The 16,826-nt window shown below is 71.9% G+C and carries 15 protein-coding genes; 8 read left to right on the top strand and 7 right to left on the bottom strand.

Annotated elements, in window-relative coordinates; translation table 11 throughout:
• Positions 1-12 precede the first annotated feature (12 nt).
• The 3 genes from IEZ11_RS30840 to IEZ11_RS30830 all read left to right on the top strand — a co-directional run bounded on the left by IEZ11_RS30840 (position 13) and on the right by IEZ11_RS30830 (position 5,379).
• Positions 13-3,057, top strand: coding sequence for an alpha-mannosidase (locus IEZ11_RS30840; protein WP_189266206.1), 3,045 nt, complete (start codon positions 13-15; stop codon positions 3,055-3,057).
• Positions 3,058-3,061: 4 nt separating this feature from the next.
• On the top strand, positions 3,062-4,312 hold the full coding sequence (locus IEZ11_RS30835) for an alpha-L-fucosidase (protein WP_189266205.1): 1,251 nt from the start codon (positions 3,062-3,064) through the stop codon (positions 4,310-4,312).
• Positions 4,313-4,503: 191 nt separating this feature from the next.
• Complete coding sequence (locus tag IEZ11_RS30830) at positions 4,504-5,379, top strand: sulfotransferase family protein (protein ID WP_189266204.1); 876 nt, start codon at positions 4,504-4,506, stop codon at positions 5,377-5,379.
• A gap of 27 nt (positions 5,380-5,406) precedes the next feature.
• Here the strand turns inward: IEZ11_RS30830 and IEZ11_RS30825 are convergent, their stop codons facing one another.
• Both IEZ11_RS30825 and IEZ11_RS30820 read right to left on the bottom strand, forming a co-directional pair.
• Positions 5,407-7,086: a carbohydrate binding domain-containing protein gene (locus IEZ11_RS30825; protein ID WP_189266203.1), complete on the bottom strand. Its 1,680-nt coding sequence runs from the start codon at positions 7,084-7,086 to the stop codon at positions 5,407-5,409.
• Positions 7,087-7,276: 190 nt separating this feature from the next.
• Positions 7,277-8,398, bottom strand: a complete 1,122-nt coding sequence (locus IEZ11_RS30820) for an ATP-grasp domain-containing protein (protein ID WP_189266202.1) — start codon at positions 8,396-8,398, stop codon at positions 7,277-7,279.
• 333 nt (positions 8,399-8,731) lie between these two features.
• Here IEZ11_RS30820 and IEZ11_RS30815 point away from each other — a divergent pair, with 333 nt between their 5' ends.
• Both IEZ11_RS30815 and IEZ11_RS30810 read left to right on the top strand, forming a co-directional pair.
• Complete coding sequence (locus tag IEZ11_RS30815; RefSeq protein ID WP_189266201.1) at positions 8,732-9,637, top strand: metallophosphoesterase family protein; 906 nt, start codon at positions 8,732-8,734, stop codon at positions 9,635-9,637.
• Positions 9,585-10,265, top strand: a complete 681-nt coding sequence (locus IEZ11_RS30810) for a 4'-phosphopantetheinyl transferase family protein (RefSeq protein ID WP_189266200.1) — start codon at positions 9,585-9,587, stop codon at positions 10,263-10,265. Before IEZ11_RS30815 ends, IEZ11_RS30810 begins: the two co-directional genes overlap by 53 nt.
• Before the next feature lie 14 nt (positions 10,266-10,279).
• Here the strand turns inward: IEZ11_RS30810 and IEZ11_RS30805 are convergent, their stop codons facing one another.
• Positions 10,280-10,507 (bottom strand): hypothetical protein, encoded by a 228-nt coding sequence (locus IEZ11_RS30805; protein WP_189266323.1) that lies wholly within the window; start codon positions 10,505-10,507, stop codon positions 10,280-10,282.
• A 255-nt stretch (positions 10,508-10,762) separates the two neighbouring features.
• On the opposite strand from IEZ11_RS30805, the gene IEZ11_RS30800 reads away from it, so the two are divergent.
• The gene (locus IEZ11_RS30800; RefSeq protein ID WP_189266322.1) at positions 10,763-11,773 is read left to right on the top strand and encodes an alpha/beta fold hydrolase; all 1,011 of its coding nucleotides are present in this window, start codon (positions 10,763-10,765) and stop codon (positions 11,771-11,773) included.
• A 39-nt stretch (positions 11,774-11,812) separates the two neighbouring features.
• On the opposite strand, the gene IEZ11_RS30795 is transcribed toward IEZ11_RS30800, so the two are convergent.
• Entirely contained in the window at positions 11,813-12,382 is a 570-nt protein-coding gene (locus tag IEZ11_RS30795) for a M48 family metalloprotease (RefSeq protein ID WP_189266321.1), read from the bottom strand.
• Between the two features lie 32 nt (positions 12,383-12,414).
• Positions 12,415-13,071: a helix-turn-helix domain-containing protein gene (locus tag IEZ11_RS30790; RefSeq protein WP_189266199.1), complete on the bottom strand. Its 657-nt coding sequence runs from the start codon at positions 13,069-13,071 to the stop codon at positions 12,415-12,417.
• A 257-nt stretch (positions 13,072-13,328) separates the two neighbouring features.
• Between IEZ11_RS30790 and IEZ11_RS30785 the strand changes: the two genes are divergently transcribed.
• The gene (locus tag IEZ11_RS30785) at positions 13,329-14,000 is read left to right on the top strand and encodes an MmyB family transcriptional regulator (protein WP_189266198.1); all 672 of its coding nucleotides are present in this window, start codon (positions 13,329-13,331) and stop codon (positions 13,998-14,000) included.
• A gap of 62 nt (positions 14,001-14,062) precedes the next feature.
• Here IEZ11_RS30785 and IEZ11_RS30780 read toward each other — a convergent pair whose 3' ends face one another.
• Positions 14,063-14,842 (bottom strand): cache domain-containing protein, encoded by a 780-nt coding sequence (locus IEZ11_RS30780; RefSeq protein WP_189266197.1) that lies wholly within the window; start codon positions 14,840-14,842, stop codon positions 14,063-14,065.
• A 38-nt stretch (positions 14,843-14,880) separates the two neighbouring features.
• Complete coding sequence (locus IEZ11_RS30775) at positions 14,881-15,621, bottom strand: FadR/GntR family transcriptional regulator (protein ID WP_189266196.1); 741 nt, start codon at positions 15,619-15,621, stop codon at positions 14,881-14,883.
• A 123-nt stretch (positions 15,622-15,744) separates the two neighbouring features.
• Here IEZ11_RS30775 and IEZ11_RS30770 point away from each other — a divergent pair, with 123 nt between their 5' ends.
• A complete protein-coding gene (locus IEZ11_RS30770) occupies positions 15,745-16,776 on the top strand; it encodes an ABC transporter ATP-binding protein (RefSeq protein WP_189266195.1) in 1,032 nt (343 codons plus the stop codon).
• The last annotated feature ends 50 nt before the right edge of the window (positions 16,777-16,826 follow it).

Below are 16,826 nucleotides of genomic sequence, written 5' to 3'. Positions count from 1 at the left end.
CTGGAGACTTCCATGCACGACGAACGCCGCCGGATCGAGGAGCGCGTAGAGCGCCTCCAGAACCAGCGCATCAGGCCCGCGGTCTACGCGGCCACCGTCCCCTTCGAGGTGTCCGCCTGGCAGGCCCCCGGGGAGCCGGTCTCCTTCGAGGAGGCCGCGGCCGCCCCGTACGAGCCGTTCGCCATGGACACCCCGTGGGGTCCGCCCTGGGGCACCACCTGGTTCCGGATGCGCGGCGAGGTGCCCGCCGAGTTCGCGGGCCGCCGCGTCGAGGCCGTCATCGACCTCGGCTTCGTGGGCGACTGGCCCGGCAACCAGGCCGAGGCCCTGGTCCACCTCACCGACGGGACCCCGCTCAAGGCGGTCAACCCGCTCAACCAGTACGTGGCGATCGCGAACCCGGCGACCGGCGGCGAGGTGGTCGACTACCTGGTCGAGGCCGCCTCCAACCCCGACATCCTGGCCAACAACTTCGAGGCCCCGACGCCGCTCGGCGACGTCCTGACGGCGGGCGACAAGCCGCTCTACACCTTCAAGCGCGCCGACATCGCCGTCCTCGACGAGAACGTCTGGCACCTCGACCTCGACGTCCAGGTGCTGCGCGAGCTGATGCTGGAGCTCGGTGAGCACGACCCGCGCCGCCACGAGATCATGCACGCCCTCGACCGCGCGATGGACCTGCTCGACCTGGACGACGTCTCCGGCTCCGCCGCCGCCGTCCGCGAGGCCCTGAAGCCGGTCCTCGCCAAGCCCGCGCACGCCAGCGCCCACATCGTCTCGGGCGTCGGCCACGCGCACATCGACTCGGCCTGGCTCTGGCCGATCCGCGAGACCAAGCGCAAGACCTCCCGGACCTTCTCCAACGTGACATCGTTGGCGGACGAGTACGAGGAGTTCGTCTTCGCCTGCTCGCAGGCCCAGCAGTACGAGTGGGTGCGCGACAACTACCCGCAGGTCTGGGCCCGGATCCAGGAGTCGGTGAAGAGGGGCCAGTGGGCGCCGGTCGGCGGCATGTGGGTCGAGTCCGACGGCAACCTCCCCGGCGGCGAGGCGATCGCCCGCCAGCTCGTGCACGGCAAGCGGTTCTTCATCGAGCACTTCGGGATCGAGACCAAGGGCGTCTGGCTGCCCGACTCCTTCGGCTACAACGCGGCCTACCCGCAGCTCGCCAAGCTGGCCGGCAACGAGTGGTTCCTCACCCAGAAGATCTCCTGGAACCAGACCAACACCTTCCCCCACCACACCTTCTGGTGGGAGGGCATCGACGGCACCCGCATCTTCACGCACTTCCCGCCGGTCGACACCTACAACGCCCGCTTCAGCGGCGAGGAGATGTCCCGCGCGGTCCGCAACTACGCCGAGAAGGGCGCCGCCACCCGCTCCCTTGCCCCCTTCGGCTGGGGCGACGGCGGTGGCGGCCCCACCCGCGAGATCATGGAGCGGGCCCGCCGGCTGAAGGACCTGGAGGGCTCCGCGAAGGTCGAGGTCGAGCACCCGGACGCGTTCTTCGCCAAGGCCCGCGCCGAGTACGAGGACGCCCCGGTCTGGGTCGGCGAGCTCTACCTGGAGCTGCACCGCGCCACCTACACCTCGCAGGCCCGCACCAAGCAGGGCAACCGGCGCAGCGAGCACAAGCTGCGCGAGGCCGAGCTGTGGGCGACCACGGCCGCGCTGCACGCGCCCGGCTACAGCTACCCGCACGAGAAGCTCGACCGGCTCTGGAAGACGGTCCTGCTCCACCAGTTCCACGACATCCTGCCGGGCTCCTCGATCGCCTGGGTGCACCGCGAGGCCGAGGCCGAGTACGCCCGCGTCGCCGAGGAACTGGAGGCGCTCACCAGCGAGGCGGTCACCGCGCTCGGCGGCGGCACCGCCCGCGTCTTCAACACCAGCCCCTACGACCGCGCCGAGGTCGTCCGCGACGCCGCCGGCACCCCGGTCTACGTCGAGGTCCCCGCGAGCGGCAGCGCCCCGCTGACCGGCGCCGCGCAGGCCCCGCAGCCGGTGACCGTCGACGGCCGGGTCATCGACAACGGTCTGGTCCGGGTGGAGATCGCCGCGGACGGCACCCTGTCGTCCGTGTACGACCAGCGGGCCTGCCGCGAAGTCCTCGCCGACCAGGGCAACCTGCTCCGGCTGCACACCGACCTCCCGAACTACTGGGACGCCTGGGACGTCGACAAGCACTACAAGAACCGCTACACGGACCTCCTCGACCCCTCCGAGATCACGGTCGTCGACGAGGACCCGCTGCTCGGCTCGGTCCGGATCACCCGTCCGTTCGGCAACGGCTCGACGATCGTCCAGACGATCACCGTGCGCGCCGGCAGCCCCCGGATCGACTTCGAGACGGACATCGACTGGCACGAGGCCGAGAAGTTCCTCAAGGCCGGCTTCCCGGTGGACATCCGCGCCGCGCACTCCTCCGCCGAGATCCAGTTCGGCCACGTCCAGCGGCCCACCCACACCAACACCAGCTGGGAGGCGGCCCGCTTCGAGGTCTCCGGCCACCGCTGGGTGCACCTCGCCGAGCCCGGCTACGGCGTCGCCGTCATCAACGACTCGACGTACGGCCACGACGTCTCCCGCACGGTCCGCGAGGACGGCGGCACGACCACCACGGTCCGCCTCTCCCTGGTCCGCGCCCCGCGCGTCCCGGACCCGGGCGCCGACCAGGGCCGCCACCGCTTCACCTACTCCCTGCTGCCCGGCGCGAGCATCGGAGACGCGGTCGCGGCGGGCTACGCCCTCAACCTCCCGCTCCGGGTGGCGGATTCGGCGGGCGCGCCGGAGTCGGTCGTCTCGGTGGACGGCGAGGGTGTGACCGTCGAGGCGGTCAAGCTCGCCGACGACGCCTCCGGCGATGTCGTGGTCCGGCTCTACGAGTCCCGGGGCGGCCGCGCCCTGGGCGTCCTGCGCACCGGCTTCCCGCTCGCGGGCGCCCAGGTGACCGACCTGCTGGAGCGCCCCCTGGAGGACGCGGCCACCGACGGCGACACCGTCGCGGTGGAACTGCGCCCCTTCCAGATCCTCACCCTCCGGCTGCGGAGGGGCTGACCGTATGCCGATGCAACCCTGGTTCACCGACGCCAAGTTGGGGATCTTCGTGCACTGGGGCATCTACGCCGTCGACGGGGTCCAGGAGTCCTGGTCCTTCTACGACGACATCGTGCCGCACGAGCGGTACATGTCCCAGCTGGACCGCTTCACGGGCGCCAGGTACGACCCGAAGGCGTGGGCGGACCTGTTCGCCCGCGCCGGTGCGAAGTACGCCGTGCTGACGAGCCGTCACCACGACGGTGTCGCCCTGTGGGACACGGCGTACGGCGACCTCAACCTGGGCAGGGACTACCTCGGCCCGTACGCCGAGGCCCTGCGCGAGCAGGGGCTCAAGGTCGGCCTCTACTACTCGCACTCCGACTGGAACCACCCCGACTACGCCTCCACGCGCAAGCCGGGCCGCCCGCCGGAGCTGGAGGACAACCGGTACTCGGAGGTGGCGGCCGAGGACGAGGACCTGGCCGCCTGGGAACGCTTCATCGCCTACCGGGACGGCCAGATCACGGAGTTGGCCTCCCGCTTCCGGCCCGACCTGATGTGGTTCGACGGGGAGTGGGACCGCAGCGAGGAGCAGTGGCGGATCCCCGAACTCGCCACGCTCATCCGGTCGTACGTCCCGCACGTCGTCCTCAACGCGCGGATGCTCAGCGAGGGGGACTACGCGACCCCCGAGCAGGGCGCCCCCGTCGTGCCGCCGGACGGCCCCTGGGAGCTGTGCCTGACGATCAACGACTCGTGGGGCTACCAGCACCAGGACCACAACCACAAGTCCCTCGCCCAGCTGATCCGCTACTTCACCGAGACCATCGGGGGCGGCGGCAACCTGCTGCTCGACGTCGGCCCCATGGAGGACGGGACCATCCCGCAGCCCCAGGCCGAGCGTCTCGAAGGGCTGGGGGAGTGGATCCGCAGGCACGCGGAGGCGGTGTACGGGACCGGGCGCGGCCTGCCGGCCGGGCACCACTACGGCCCGAGCACCCTCTCCGCCGACCGGCGCACGCTCTACCTCACCCTGTTCGACGTCCCGCGCGCCGAGATCGGCGTCCGGGGCCTGGCGACCGCGGTGAACAGGGTCACCGTCCTCGGCACCGGCACCGAACTCGACCACCGGGTGGTCGGCGGGCTGCACGAGGCGGTCGGCGTCCTGTGGATCGACCCGCCGGCCGCGGCCGACCTCGACCCGTACGCCACCGTCCTCGCCGTCGAACTGGACGGGGAGCTGGAGCTGTACCGGGGATCCGGACGGTTCTGAGCGGATTCACGGCTTAGGCCGGAAGTTCTTATATGAAGAATTAAGAGAACGGTAAATGGGCAGGTCACGGCGGCTTTTCGGGCCGCCGTGGCGCTGCCCGTTCGCTTCTTGGACACCTTGGGTTCGTCTGTCGCCCCTGGGATGCGGAACGGCAGGGACGACAGAGAGGCATCACCGTGCGAGACCCGCGAATGTCAGCGATCGCCAAGGGGCTGAAGCGCCGGGGCCGGCTCATGGCACAGGCGGTGAGCCCGCCGCGCAAGACCCTGGACGCCATCCCGACCCAGCGCCCGGCCGGGCATCGGCAGCAGCCCTCCGACGGCTACACGGCCCCGCTCGCCCCGCGCCTGGTGGACTCCCCGGCGTTCGTGCTGTCCTCGGTGCGCTCCGGCTCCACACTGCTGCGGGTCCTGCTGAACAGCCACAGCCGCATCCGTGCCCCGCACGAGATGCATCTGCGCACGGTCCACGTCCGCATGTCGCGGGAGTTCACGGCGGACGCCATGAAGGAGCTCGCCCTCGACCGCGAGGAACTGGAGCACGTGCTCTGGGACCGGGTCCTGCACCTGGAGCTCAGCCGCAGCGGCAAGGACGTCATCGTCGACAAGACCCCGCCGAACACCCTCATCTGGCCCCGGCTGCACCGATGTTGGCCCGACGCCCGGTTCATCCTGCTGCTGCGCCACCCCGGCGCCGTCGTCCAGTCCCTGACCAGCCGCCGTGCCGATCCCGACCACGAGGCGATCCGCGCCGAGGTCCTGGGCTACGCGGAGAAGCTCGAAGAGGCCCGGCAGCACCTCCCCGGCGCCCATGTGATCACGTACGAGGACCTCACCGCGGACCCGGAACGGGTCACCCGAGGCCTGTGCGGGTACCTCGGCGTCCCGTGGGAGAGCGGCATGCTCGACTACGGCCAGCAGGACCACGGCACGTTCCGGCCCAAACTCGGTGACTGGAGCAGCGAGATCAGGTCCGGCCGCATCCAGGCCGCCCGCCAGGCCGACCCCGCCGCCGAACTCCCGCCCCGGCTCGCCGAGATAGCGAAGGCGTGGGGATACCCGGTCTAGGCATCCCCACGCCGCCGCTGCCGACGGTCAGCCGGTGAAGCCGGCCGTGATCGAGGTGAACTGCCAGTTGTTCTGGCTGATCCCGGAACAGTTGCTCACCACGCCGCCGCCCGCGCAGCCGCGGTCCCGGTTGACCGCCCAGAACGCGAGCCGGGCGATGTGGTGCGAGTTCGCCCAGTCGCGGATGGACGTCCAGATCGCCGGGGTCGTGGTCTCCTGCTGGTCCGACAGACCGTTCATGCCGGAGATGCCGATGTGCGCGTAGGCCGTCGCGTCGTCCCAGCCGAAGGTGGACTTCAGCTTGGTCTTCAGTCCCTCGGCCGCGGCGACGGTGTTGCCGTACATGTCCGAACCGCCACCGAAGTCGAACGGCATGATGGTGAAGACGTCGATGTCGGCGCCGATCGACTGAGCCTGTTCGATCAGCCGGTTGCCGTAGTACGTCGGACCGGTGGTGGACGTCCCGAAGGTGACGATGGTCCTCAGGCCCGCGTTGTTGGCCTTGACCGTCTTCAGGGCGGTGAGGATCCTCGCCTGCACGGCCTCGTTCTCGAACTCGTCCGTGTTCTCGATGTCCATGTCGACGGACTTGAGACCGTAGGCGTTGATCACCTTCTGGATCGCCCCGGCCAGCGCGCTCGCGGAGGAGCAGTCGGCACCGAGCTTGCTGCCCTGCCAGCCGCCGAACGACGGGGTGATGTCGCCGCCGGCCGCCTTGATCTGGTTGATCGCGGTCTGGTCGACACCGCCGGTCAGCGCCCGGCTGCCGTCCCAGGCCGGGGTGCAGCCGCCCGAGTCCAGCACGAAGGCCATGGTGAAGTTCTTGATGCCGGTCGCGCTCATCACGGTGGACGGGCTCGGCGGGTCACCCCAGCCCTCGTAGAGGTAGGGGGCGGCCTGCTTGAAGCCGGTGCCGCCGCCGCTGCCCGCGCTGGTGGTCACGGACACGGAGTTGGAGGCCGCCGACACGTTCCCGGCCGCGTCCCGCGCCTTCACGGTGAACGTGTAGGCGGTACTGGCCGACAGCCCGCTCACCGTGCCGGAGGTCCCGGAGACGCTCGCCACCTGGCTGGACCCGCTGTAGATGTCGTACGCCGTGACCCCGACGTTGTCCGTCGCGGCCGACCACGACAGGGACACGCTCGACGAGGTCTTCCCGGTGGAGGCGAGGTTCGTGGGCGCGGTGGGCGCCTGCGTGTCCGAACTGCCGCCGGGCCCGTCGAGGCTGATGTCGTCGGCGTAGTAGGTCCCCTGGGCGTACCAGCCGTGCACATAGATCTGGGCGCTGGTCTGCGCGGCCCCGGTGGTGAAGGAGACGGTCAGCTGGCTGTACTGGGACGCCGAGGTCGTCCAGGTGGAGGCGCCGCCGGTCACCCCGAGATAGACGTACGAGCCGCGGACCCAGCCGCTGAGCGAGTACGTCGTGTTGGGCTGTACGGCGACGGTCTGCGTGCACTGGGCGGTGTCACTGGAACTCGCGGCTCCCGCGAGCGCCCTGGAGCCGCCGTGCACCGGGGAGGACACGACCGAGCCGAGGTTCCCGGTGCAGGACCAGGGCGAGAGACTCCCCGACTCGAATCCGGGGTTGGCGAGGATGTTCGCCGCCTGCGCGGTACCGGGCAGCGCGATGGCCCCGGCGAGCGCGAGAGCGGCGGACCCGAGCAGGGCGAATATTCGACGTCTGGAACGTCTGAGCGAGTTGCGCACGCGATCTCCCTGAAGGAATGGGGGTGTTCGGGAGTGCACGAAGGTGCAAGGGGGTGCGCAACAAAGTTGGTATGGACCAATGGGCCTGTCAAGGTGACGAGCGAAAATTGGTCCATACCGGTGAGGTGACTTACCTGGGGGCGCGGGGAACTGCGCGAGCAACCACGGCGGCGCCGCACCCGGCCGACACCTAGAGCGGCAACACCGCGGCCGCGGTGTTCATCGACTCCACTTCCATGGGCAACGCCGGCGCCAACACCACGTCGGCCTCCTCCCGGGCCACCGGCCCGGACGGCAGCACGTGCCGCGGCCCCGACACCACCGCGTAGTCCTGCCCCAGGAACGGCGGCTCGATCACCCCGGGGTCCTCGCCCAGCGCCAACTGCACGGCCGCCCACGGCGCGTTGATCCCGCAGAGCGACAGCTGGTGCAACCCGCCCGCCGGACGCGTGTTGACGTCGAGCAGCACGGGCTGGTCGCCGTACATCCGGAACTGGATGTTGGACAGGTAGTGCAGCCCGAAGCCCTCGGCGATGATCCGGGCCGGCTTCAGCCACTGCTCGTCGAGGGTGAACCCGCGCCGACGGCCCTTCTTGGTGCGGCCCACGGCCAGCCGGATCCGGTTGTCGGGCCCGGTGAGGCAGTCGACGGACACCTCCGGCTCCTCCAGCCGCGGCATCACCAGCCAGTCCACCGGCTGGTCGGCGCGGCGCAGCGCGTCCACGACCAGATCGAGCTGGACGTACGGCCCGGGGAACCCGTTGAGGTTCAGGAGCGAGAAGGGGGCGCGTGTGATCACGCGGAAGCCCACGCCACCCGCACCGGCGGCCGGCTTGAAGCAGGCCTTGTGCCCGCCGGCCTCCAGCTCCGCCACGGCGGCGACGAGTTCGTCCGCCGTGCGGACCCGCGACCACGGCGGCACCGGGACGCCCACCGAGCTGACCGCCTCGTACGCGGTCGCCTTGTCCTCGAAGACGGCGGTGGCCTGCGGTGTCGGCGCCAGCAGGGCGGTGCCGACCGCCTCGAAGTCGGCCCGGTGGGCCACGATCGCCGACTGGTGCAGCCGGGGCACGAAGACATCGATGCCACGGCGCTGGCACTGGTCCAGGGCGTACTCGACGTAGGCGGCCGGGGACAGGCCCTCCGGCTCCAGGTCGGCGGTGTCGGCGGCGGCCAGCACGGGGGAGTCGGCGTCACCGTGCGTCGCATGGATCTCGACCGCCCGGTCGCTGGGATTTCTCCGCAGCTGATCCATGAAGAACACGTTCTCCGCGTACGTGCGGTTGAGCCAGACGCGTACGCGAGAGCGCATTAAAGCCGCCTTTCGGGGTTTTCGGGCAGGGCTCAGCGGGCCCGTGCCCGGGCAGGGTGGTTGGAGGGACACCAAACCGCCCTGTACGAAGGGAAGTTCGTGGCGGTGGTGTTGGGGGGATCATACGGCTTTCGAGGGGCCCCGCGTGCAACGCGAGTGTTACGGATTTCCCCGTACTGTCCACGCGCGTTTTCCTGCACCGTCCGCGGCGGTTTCCTTGACGACTCCGATCCCCGGTCCCGATCCCGGTCCCGCGCCCGGCGGGGTGCCCTTGTTCCGGCCCCCGACATGTGTTGTGGTGGGGGACGACGACATGATCGGAAGGGGTACGGGGTGGAGTCCACGGCCGGTGCCGGGCAGTTGCTGGCCATCAGCGACCTGCACATCTCGTACCCGGAGAACCGCGAGCTCGTCGAGAAGATGCGTCCGGAAACGGACGAGGACTGGCTGATCGTCGCCGGTGACATCGCGGAGACCGTCGCCGACATCCGCTGGACGCTGGAGACGCTCGCCGGCCGCTTCCGCAGGGTGCTGTGGGCGCCCGGGAACCACGACCTGTGGACCCACCCCAAGGACCCGGTCACCCTGCGCGGAGTCGCCCGCTACGAGCACCTCGTCGGCCTCTGCCGGGAACTGGGCGTGGTCACCCCCGAGGACCCGTACCCGGTCTGGACGGGACCGGGCGGCCCGGTCGTCGTGGCACCGCTGTTCCTGTTGTACGACTACTCCTTCCTGCCGGCGGGCTGCGCCACCAAGGAGGAGGGCCTCGCCTACGCGCACGGCACCGGCATCGTCTGCAACGACGAGTACCTCCTGCACCCCGACCCCTACCCGACCCGCGAGGACTGGTGCCGGGCCCGGATCGAGGCCACCGAGCGCCGGCTCGCCGAACTGCCCGAGGACCTGCCGACCGTGCTGGCCGGGCACTACCCGCTGGACCGGCACCCCACCGACGTGCTCTGGTACCCGGAGTTCGCCATGTGGTGCGGCACCACCCGCACCGCGGACTGGCACCGCCGGTTCCGCGTCCGGACCATGGTCTACGGTCATCTGCACATCCCCCGGACCACCTGGCACGACGGGGTCCGCTTCGAAGAGGTCTCCGTGGGATATCCCCGCGAGTGGCGCAAGCGTTCCGAGGAACCGGGCCGGCTGCGCCGCATTCTGCCGATGGAGGTCGGAACCGGTGATCGAGGAGCTGCTCCCGGACTCGGTGGTGGCCGTGGAGATGCTCGGTGACGAGGCCATCCACGAGGCCCCGCTCTACCCCGAGGAGGCGGCACAGATCGCCCGTGCCGTGCCCAAGCGCCGCCGGGAGTACGCCGCCGTACGTGCCTGCGCCCGGCGCGCCATGGAGAAGCTCGGGGTCCCGCCGCAGCCCGTCGTGAGGGGAGAGCGCGGCGCCCCGCGCTGGCCCGCCGGGCTGATCGGCAGCATGACCCACTGCGAGGGCTACTGCGCCGCCGCCCTGGTCCGCGCCACCGACCTGGCCTCCCTGGGTATCGACGCCGAACCGCACGCCGCGCTCCCCGAGGGCGTCGCCGAGTCCGTGCTGCTGCCCGCGGAGCGGCAGCGGCTCGCGCTGCTCGCGGCCGAACTGCCCGCCGTGCACTGGGACCGCCTGCTGTTCAGCGCCAAGGAATCCGTCTACAAGGCGTGGTTCCCCCTCACCGGGCAGTGGCTGGACTTCATGGAGGCCGACATAGAGCTCGTCCCGGAGCCCGGTGAGCGGCCGCACGGCATCCTGCGTGCCCACCTCCTCGTCCCGGGCCCGGAGGTCGGCGGGCGGCGGCTGGAGGTCTTCGAGGGCCGCTGGAGCGTGGGGCACTCCATGCTGACCTCGGCCGTGGTGGTGCCGCACCCCTGACGCGCCGCGCCGGCTCAGGTGGGTGGGCACCAGTCGTGCAGCAGCCGGAAGAACGCCTCCTCGTTGCCCGCGAGTCCGGCCCCGGCCAGGGCCTCCTCGGCCTCGGCGAGCACGGCCGGCGGCACCAGGACGGGGCGAGGGCTCCCGGGCGGCCCGTCGAAGGCCGCGCGCACGGTGTGCAGCAGCCGCAGATAGGCCTGGACGGCGGCGCGTTCACGGTCGGTCAGTACGGCGGTGTGCATCGGTCGGCTCTCCCCGTCGGTCGTCGTGGTCACGCGCCCGGACGGCGCGGGCGCACCGGGTGTGCGGTGCGCACCCCCAGCTTGCCGTCCGCCACTGACAACGCCCCCGCGCCCGGCCCCGGTTCGCCCGCTTAGCCGAGGTGAAACCTCACCGAAACTCCCCGGGAGGCATGTCTTCCTACCCTGACCGAAGGGGATTCCGGCCGGGCCGCAGCGAGCCCGGACAGCGGGGGAGGCCGAGCCGTGTCAGAAGCGATGCCCAGCCGTCCGCAGCGCACCGCGCACCTGCGCCCGGTGGGCGACGGGGAACTGGTGGCGCACCACCGGGTCGTGCACGGCTACCGGCGTGCCTACCGCATCGCCGGCGACGGGCCCGCCCTGGTCCTCATCCACGGCATCGGGGACTCCTCGGCGACCTGGGCACGGCTCATCCCCGACCTCGCCCGCACCCACACCGTGATCGCCCCCGACCTGCTCGGCCACGGCGAGTCGGACAAGCCCCGGGCCGACTACTCGGTCGCCGCCTACGCCAACGGGGTGCGGGATCTGCTGACCACCCTGGGCATCGAGTCCGCGACCCTGCTCGGGCACTCGCTGGGCGGGGGAGTCGCGATGCAGTTCGCCTACCAGTTCCCCGAGCGCACCGAGCGGCTCATCCTGGTCAGCGCGGGCGGGGTGGGCCGCGAGGTCAACCCGGTGCTCCGGCTCGTCTCGCTGCCGGGCGCCCATCTGGCGCTGTCCGCGCTGCGGCTGCCCGGTATGCGCCTCCAGGTGGGCCTGGCCGTGCGCCTGCTGAGACTCCTGGACACCGGCCTCGGCCAGGACGCCCCGGAACTGCTCACCCTGGTCGACGCGCTCCCCGACGAGACCTCCCGCAACGCCTTCATCCGCACCCTGCGCGCGGTCGTCGACTGGCGCGGCCAGGTCGTCACCATGCTGGACCGCTGCTATCTCACCGAGGGCATGCCGACCATGCTCCTGTGGGGCGACCGCGACAGCGTGGTCCCGGTACGGCACGCCCACCGCGCCCGTGAGGCGATGCCCGGCGCCCGGCTGGAGATCTTCGAGGGCGCCGGACACTTCCCGTTCCACGCCGACCCGGCCCGGTTCGTCGCCCTGGTCCAGGAGTTCACCGCGGCCACCGCCCCGGCGGACTGGAGCCGTGAGCACTGGCGCACCCTGCTCGTGGACGGCCGCCCCGCCCCGGGCCACGGCCCGGTGGGGCAGCCGGACCTGCGCGAGGCGAGCGAGCGCAGCGCCACCTGAGCCCGTGCCGCGCCGGGCACGGCCCCGAGGCCGCCACGCCTACTTCCCCAGGTACCCCAGCGAGACCTCGATGCGGCCCGCCACGTCGTGCCGGCGCACCGGGCCGCGCAGGGCCGAACCGGCGAGCCAGGTCCGGCACTTGCTGGCCAGCAGCAGCCCGAAGGTCTCCGCGTCCCGTTCCTCGGCCCGGTCGAAGCGGGTGCGGGCGGCCACCCGCTGGACGGCGGCCTGGAGCGCCGCCTGCAGCGCCGCCTGGTCGGCCTCGGCGCCGGTACCCGGGCCGGCCGCCGCGCCGAGGAGCCGGGCGGCCACCCCGACCCCGTCGATGTCGTGACCGCTGTGCTCGGCGTGCATGTGCCACAGCTCGTGGCCGAGGATCACCAACTGGTGGTCGGGCACGGTGCGTTCCTCGACGACGACCAGGTCGCGGTCGGCCAGGTCGAGCCAGAGTCCGCTGGCCGTGCCGGGCGGGAAGACCGCCGTACGGAACTGCACGGGACGACCGCGACGGCGGCTGAGCGCGTCGCACAGCGCCCGGTACAGCTCCTGCGGCGGGGCGGGCGCGGGCATGGTCAGCTCCCCGACCAGCTCACCGCTCAGCCGACGCATGTCCCTGCCGATGCCCACTCTTCTCCCTCGGCTCACGACTCGGGCCGCTTGACGCTCTCCAGGAGCATGTCCAGCCATTCCGCGACCTTGTCCCGGTGCTGGTCGGTGGGCAGCTGGGCGGCCCGCCAGGCGATACCGCGCACTCCGTGGTCCTGGAGCAGCCGCTCCAGCGGGTCCTCGGCCGCCCCGGCCGCGGCCCGCTCCCGGTCGGCCAGCTTCTGGAGCAGTTCCTGTTCGACGCGCTGGAGGGCACCGGCGAGCGCCTCGGGGTCCTCGGCGGTGAGGAAGCCGGCGTGCACCCGGAAGAAGCGCTGGAGGGCGTCGCAGTGCTCCATGGTCGGCCGCCGGTCACCGTTGATCAGGGCGCCGGCCTGCTGCCGGGACATGCCCGCGCCGTCGGCGATCTCCTGCTGGGTGTGCTTGCGGCCGTTCGGTTTGAGCCGGGTGCGGCGCAGCAGGTCGAGGCGTTGCAGGAAGCGGGCCTGGACGTCCGGCTCGCCCGCGGGCCGGCCGCTCAGCAGGGCCCTGACCACCGACTCGGGAACACCGCAGGCGTAGGAGAGCCGTCCGACGTGGAAGACCTCGGCGTGCGGGACGCCGAGCCGGTCGGCGAGCGCGGTGACGCGGGCGACGGCGGCCGGCAGCTGGGCGGTCGCCGCGGCGCCCGGATCCTCGTAGCCATCCGTCACCGACAGAACTCCTACGTCTCTCAGGGGAATCAGGGGCTTCTCACAAGCATCGCCGTGAACTTCGCCGTGAACCTTCCGGCACGGACCCCCCGGAGATTAGCGGGTCGTTCGAACTCACATCCAGGTCTCGCCACAACTGTGGCCAATTTCGGACGTCAACAGGCATGAAATGCCACGATAGTTGACATGACTCAGGGTGGGGCAGCAGGATCACATCGCCGCGAGAAGGCCGCATAGGCAAGAGGGGTGACCTCCCGATGGCATATCAGGCAGGTGGGCGGCGGCCGGCGCCGCGGCCGGTCCCCGAGGGCCTGGAGGCCCAGGCGTATCTCCAGGACTACGCGTTACTGCTGGACGCGGTCCCCTTCCCGTCCCTGGTGGTGGACCACCGCTGGGACGTGGTGCTGGCCAACGGCGCGTTCGAGACACTTTTCCGGGCGGTCGCCCCGCATCCCACCGCGATGCCCGGGGACAACTTCCTCCGTTTCGTCCTGTTCCATCCGGACGCCGGAACGATTCTCGGCGCCCACGAGGCGGGCTGGTGCCTGCCGCTGCTGGCGCAGTTCAAGACCACCCTGGAGCGGTACGGCCACGACCACGAACTCCAGGCGATCCGCCGGGAGATCGCCCAGGACCCCATCATGGAGGCCGCCTTCCGGCAGGGGCTGCCGCACTGGCTGCGCGCGGTCGGCGAGGACGGCGCACAGCTCGACGGGGCGGTCCGGCTGCTGCTGCACCCGGATCCGCTGCTGGGCGCCACCGAGTGCCGGGTGGTCGGCGAGACCCCCAAGACCCTTCAGGACATGGGCTACGCGCGTTACACCCTGGTGCTGCGCGCCGCTCCCCGCCCCGCCACCGCCCCGCGCCGCTCCCGCCGGCCCGGCGGCCTGGGCGCCCATCTGACCGTCGTCCCGGCCCCCGAAGGCTGACCCGGCACCGTCGGCGTTCAGGTCGCCGACGGCGCCGGGCCGGACGCCACCCCGCCGCCGGCTCAGCCGCCCGCCACGACCAGGACCAGTGGCACGCCCCGGCACGGCATCAGTCGTAGTCCGTCGGACATGGCCGGCCGGCCGCTCTCCAGTACCGCCGCGAAGTCCGGTCCCCTGGTCAGCGAACCGGCCAGCTGTGCCGGGTCCGCCGACGCCGCCACCCGGCCGCGGGCGTTGACCAGCCGCGCGGGACCGGGCAGTTCGCGCAGCAGCGGCAGCGCGGCCGCCTCGAAGTGCCGCAGATACACGTCGGCCGCGGCCACGCCCAGGAACCGGCCGCCCGCCTCCACCGGCGCGGACAGCGTGAGGCTGTACTCGTCCGAGCAGAGGTAGTCGACGTACGGCCCGGCCACCGCGCGCCGCCCGCTGTCCCGGGGCAGCGCGAACCAATCCCAGTGCGTGTAGTCCGAGTAGGCCGAGGTGCGCGGGTCGAGGTCGAGCAGCAGCGGCCGTACGTCCCCGCCGGCGTCGCTCTGCCACCACTCCAGCCACGCCGGGACGTCGGCCAGCACGCCGGGCGCGGCCACGAACCCGACGCCGGAGACCAACTCCTGCCGGGTCAGGCGCAGATGCAGCCCGGGACGGAGCGCGGCCAGGTCCGCGGTCACCGGCCGACGGCCCTGCGCGGCCACCCGGGCCAGCAGCGCGGCCGTGTCGGCGCGGGTGGCCGCGACGGCCTCGAACACCGACTCCAGGGCGTGGCCCACCCGCTCGGCCACGTACTCCTCGGCGGCGTCGAGCGTGGCCGCGGCCGGGCCGGAGGGGACGGTGCTGCGGCTCATGGTGCCCTCCAGCGGACGGGGGAGCGGGCGGGGTGCGGCTACAGGGCCAGCCGCAGGGCGATGAGCCGTGCCGTCGAGTCCCGTACGCACCGCTCGGCCAGCTCCCTGGCCGATGCGTGCGCCCCATCCTGCACGGCGGAGATTACGGACCGGTGACGGTCCGCCACCTCTTCACGATATTCGTCGTCGCCGAGCACAAGGCACAGCAGCGCCCCGATCTCCGTCTGGAGCGCGACCTGTTCCCGGGTGAGCCGGGCCGACTGGGCGGCGGCGGCCAGCTCCACGTGGAAGCGGCCGTACACCCGGCTGCGCGCCGCCGCGTCCGGCGCCCCGCGCAGCGCCTCGGTGGTCCGGCGGAGCTGGTCGAGGTCGTGGTCCTCGGTGCGCTGCGCGGCGAGACCGGCGGCGGTGCCGGACAGTGCCGCCCAGTGGTCGCCGAGGTCGCGCAGCTCCTCGGGGCTCCAGTCGCGCAGCCGCTCGACGAGCCGCTCCCGGTCGGGCACCTCGGGGGAGGACACGAAGCTGCCGCCGCCCCGGCCCCGGCGGGTGACCACCAGCCCCTGCTGGCGCAGCGCCATCAGCGCCTCCCGCAGGGTCACCGTGGACACCCCGAGCTGTCCGGCCAGCTCGGTCTCACCGGGCAGCTGCTCCCCGTCGGCGAGCAGGCCGAGTTCGATGGCGTCGCCGATCCGGCGGACCACGGCGGCGACCCGGGCCCCGCTGTCCACCGGGGCGAACACGGCCTTTCGGGCGCCGCCGTCCGTCTGGTGCTGTCTCACGGCCCACCACCCTATGCGTTGACCCAAGCTTTACCTCGGAAGGGTCTTGAGCTCTGAACTATGACTTCATATCTTTCCGGTCACCAGGTGCAACGCAAGAGAGCGGCAGAAAGGTTCCCGCCCATGGAGGCCAGTGCGATCCGGTTGCGGGATCTGCGGAAGTCGTTCGGCGACACGAGCGCCGTGGCCGGGGTCGACCTGGAGATCCGGGACGGCGAGTTCTTCTCGATGCTGGGCCCCTCCGGCTCCGGCAAGACCACGGTCCTGCGCATGGTCGCGGGCTTCGAGAGCCCCACCTCGGGCACGATCGAACTCGCCGGACAGGACGTGACCCGCCGCGCCCCCTTCGAACGGGACGTGCACACCGTCTTCCAGGACTACGCCCTGTTCCCGCACATGACCGTCGAGCAGAACGTCGCCTACTCCCTCAGGGTCCGCCGGGTCCCCAAGGCCGAACGCCTGGTCCGGGCCCGCAAGGCCCTCGCCGAGGTCCGCCTCGAAGGATTCGGCGGCCGCCGCCCCTCCCAGCTCTCCGGCGGCCAGCGGCAGCGCGTGGCCCTCGCCCGCGCCCTCGTCGGCCGCCCCCGCGTCCTGCTCCTCGACGAACCCCTCGGCGCCCTCGACCTCAAGCTGCGCGAGCAGATGCAGATCGAACTCAAGGCGCTCCAGCGCGAGGTGGGCATCACCTTCGTCTTCGTCACCCACGACCAGGAGGAGGCCCTGACGATGAGCGACCGCGTCGCCGTCTTCCACCAGGGCCGCATCGAACAGGTCGGCACCCCGGCCGAGATCTACGAACGCCCCGCCACCGCGTTCGTCGCCTCCTTCGTCGGCACCTCCAACCTGCTCACCGGCGAGGCCGCCCTGCGGGTGCTCGGCGAGAGCGGCACCCACAGCGTCCGGCCCGAGAAGATCCGGGTCCTCGAGGAGACCGCCGACCCGGGCGAGGAAGGCCACGCCACCGCCGTGGGCACCGTCGCGGAGGTGGTCTACCTCGGCGACGCCACCCGCTTCCTGGTCGACCTGGACGGCGGCGGCCGGCTCACCGCGCTGCAGCAGAACCTCGACACCTCCGCCGACGACGTCGCCGCCTACCGCGGCACCCGCGTCCGGCTGCGCTGGCAGCGCCGGCACACCGTCCAGGTCCCCGACTGACCCACCGTCGACGTTCCCGACCCACCCACCGTCCCTCACGTCCGGATCCG

Origin of the sequence: Streptomyces fuscichromogenes (assembly GCF_014645815.1) — a bacterium.
Taxonomy (GTDB): domain Bacteria; phylum Actinomycetota; class Actinomycetes; order Streptomycetales; family Streptomycetaceae; genus Streptomyces; species Streptomyces fuscichromogenes.
Note: the sequence above shows the minus strand (reverse complement) of the source record. Positions and strands in the feature narration are given on the sequence as shown.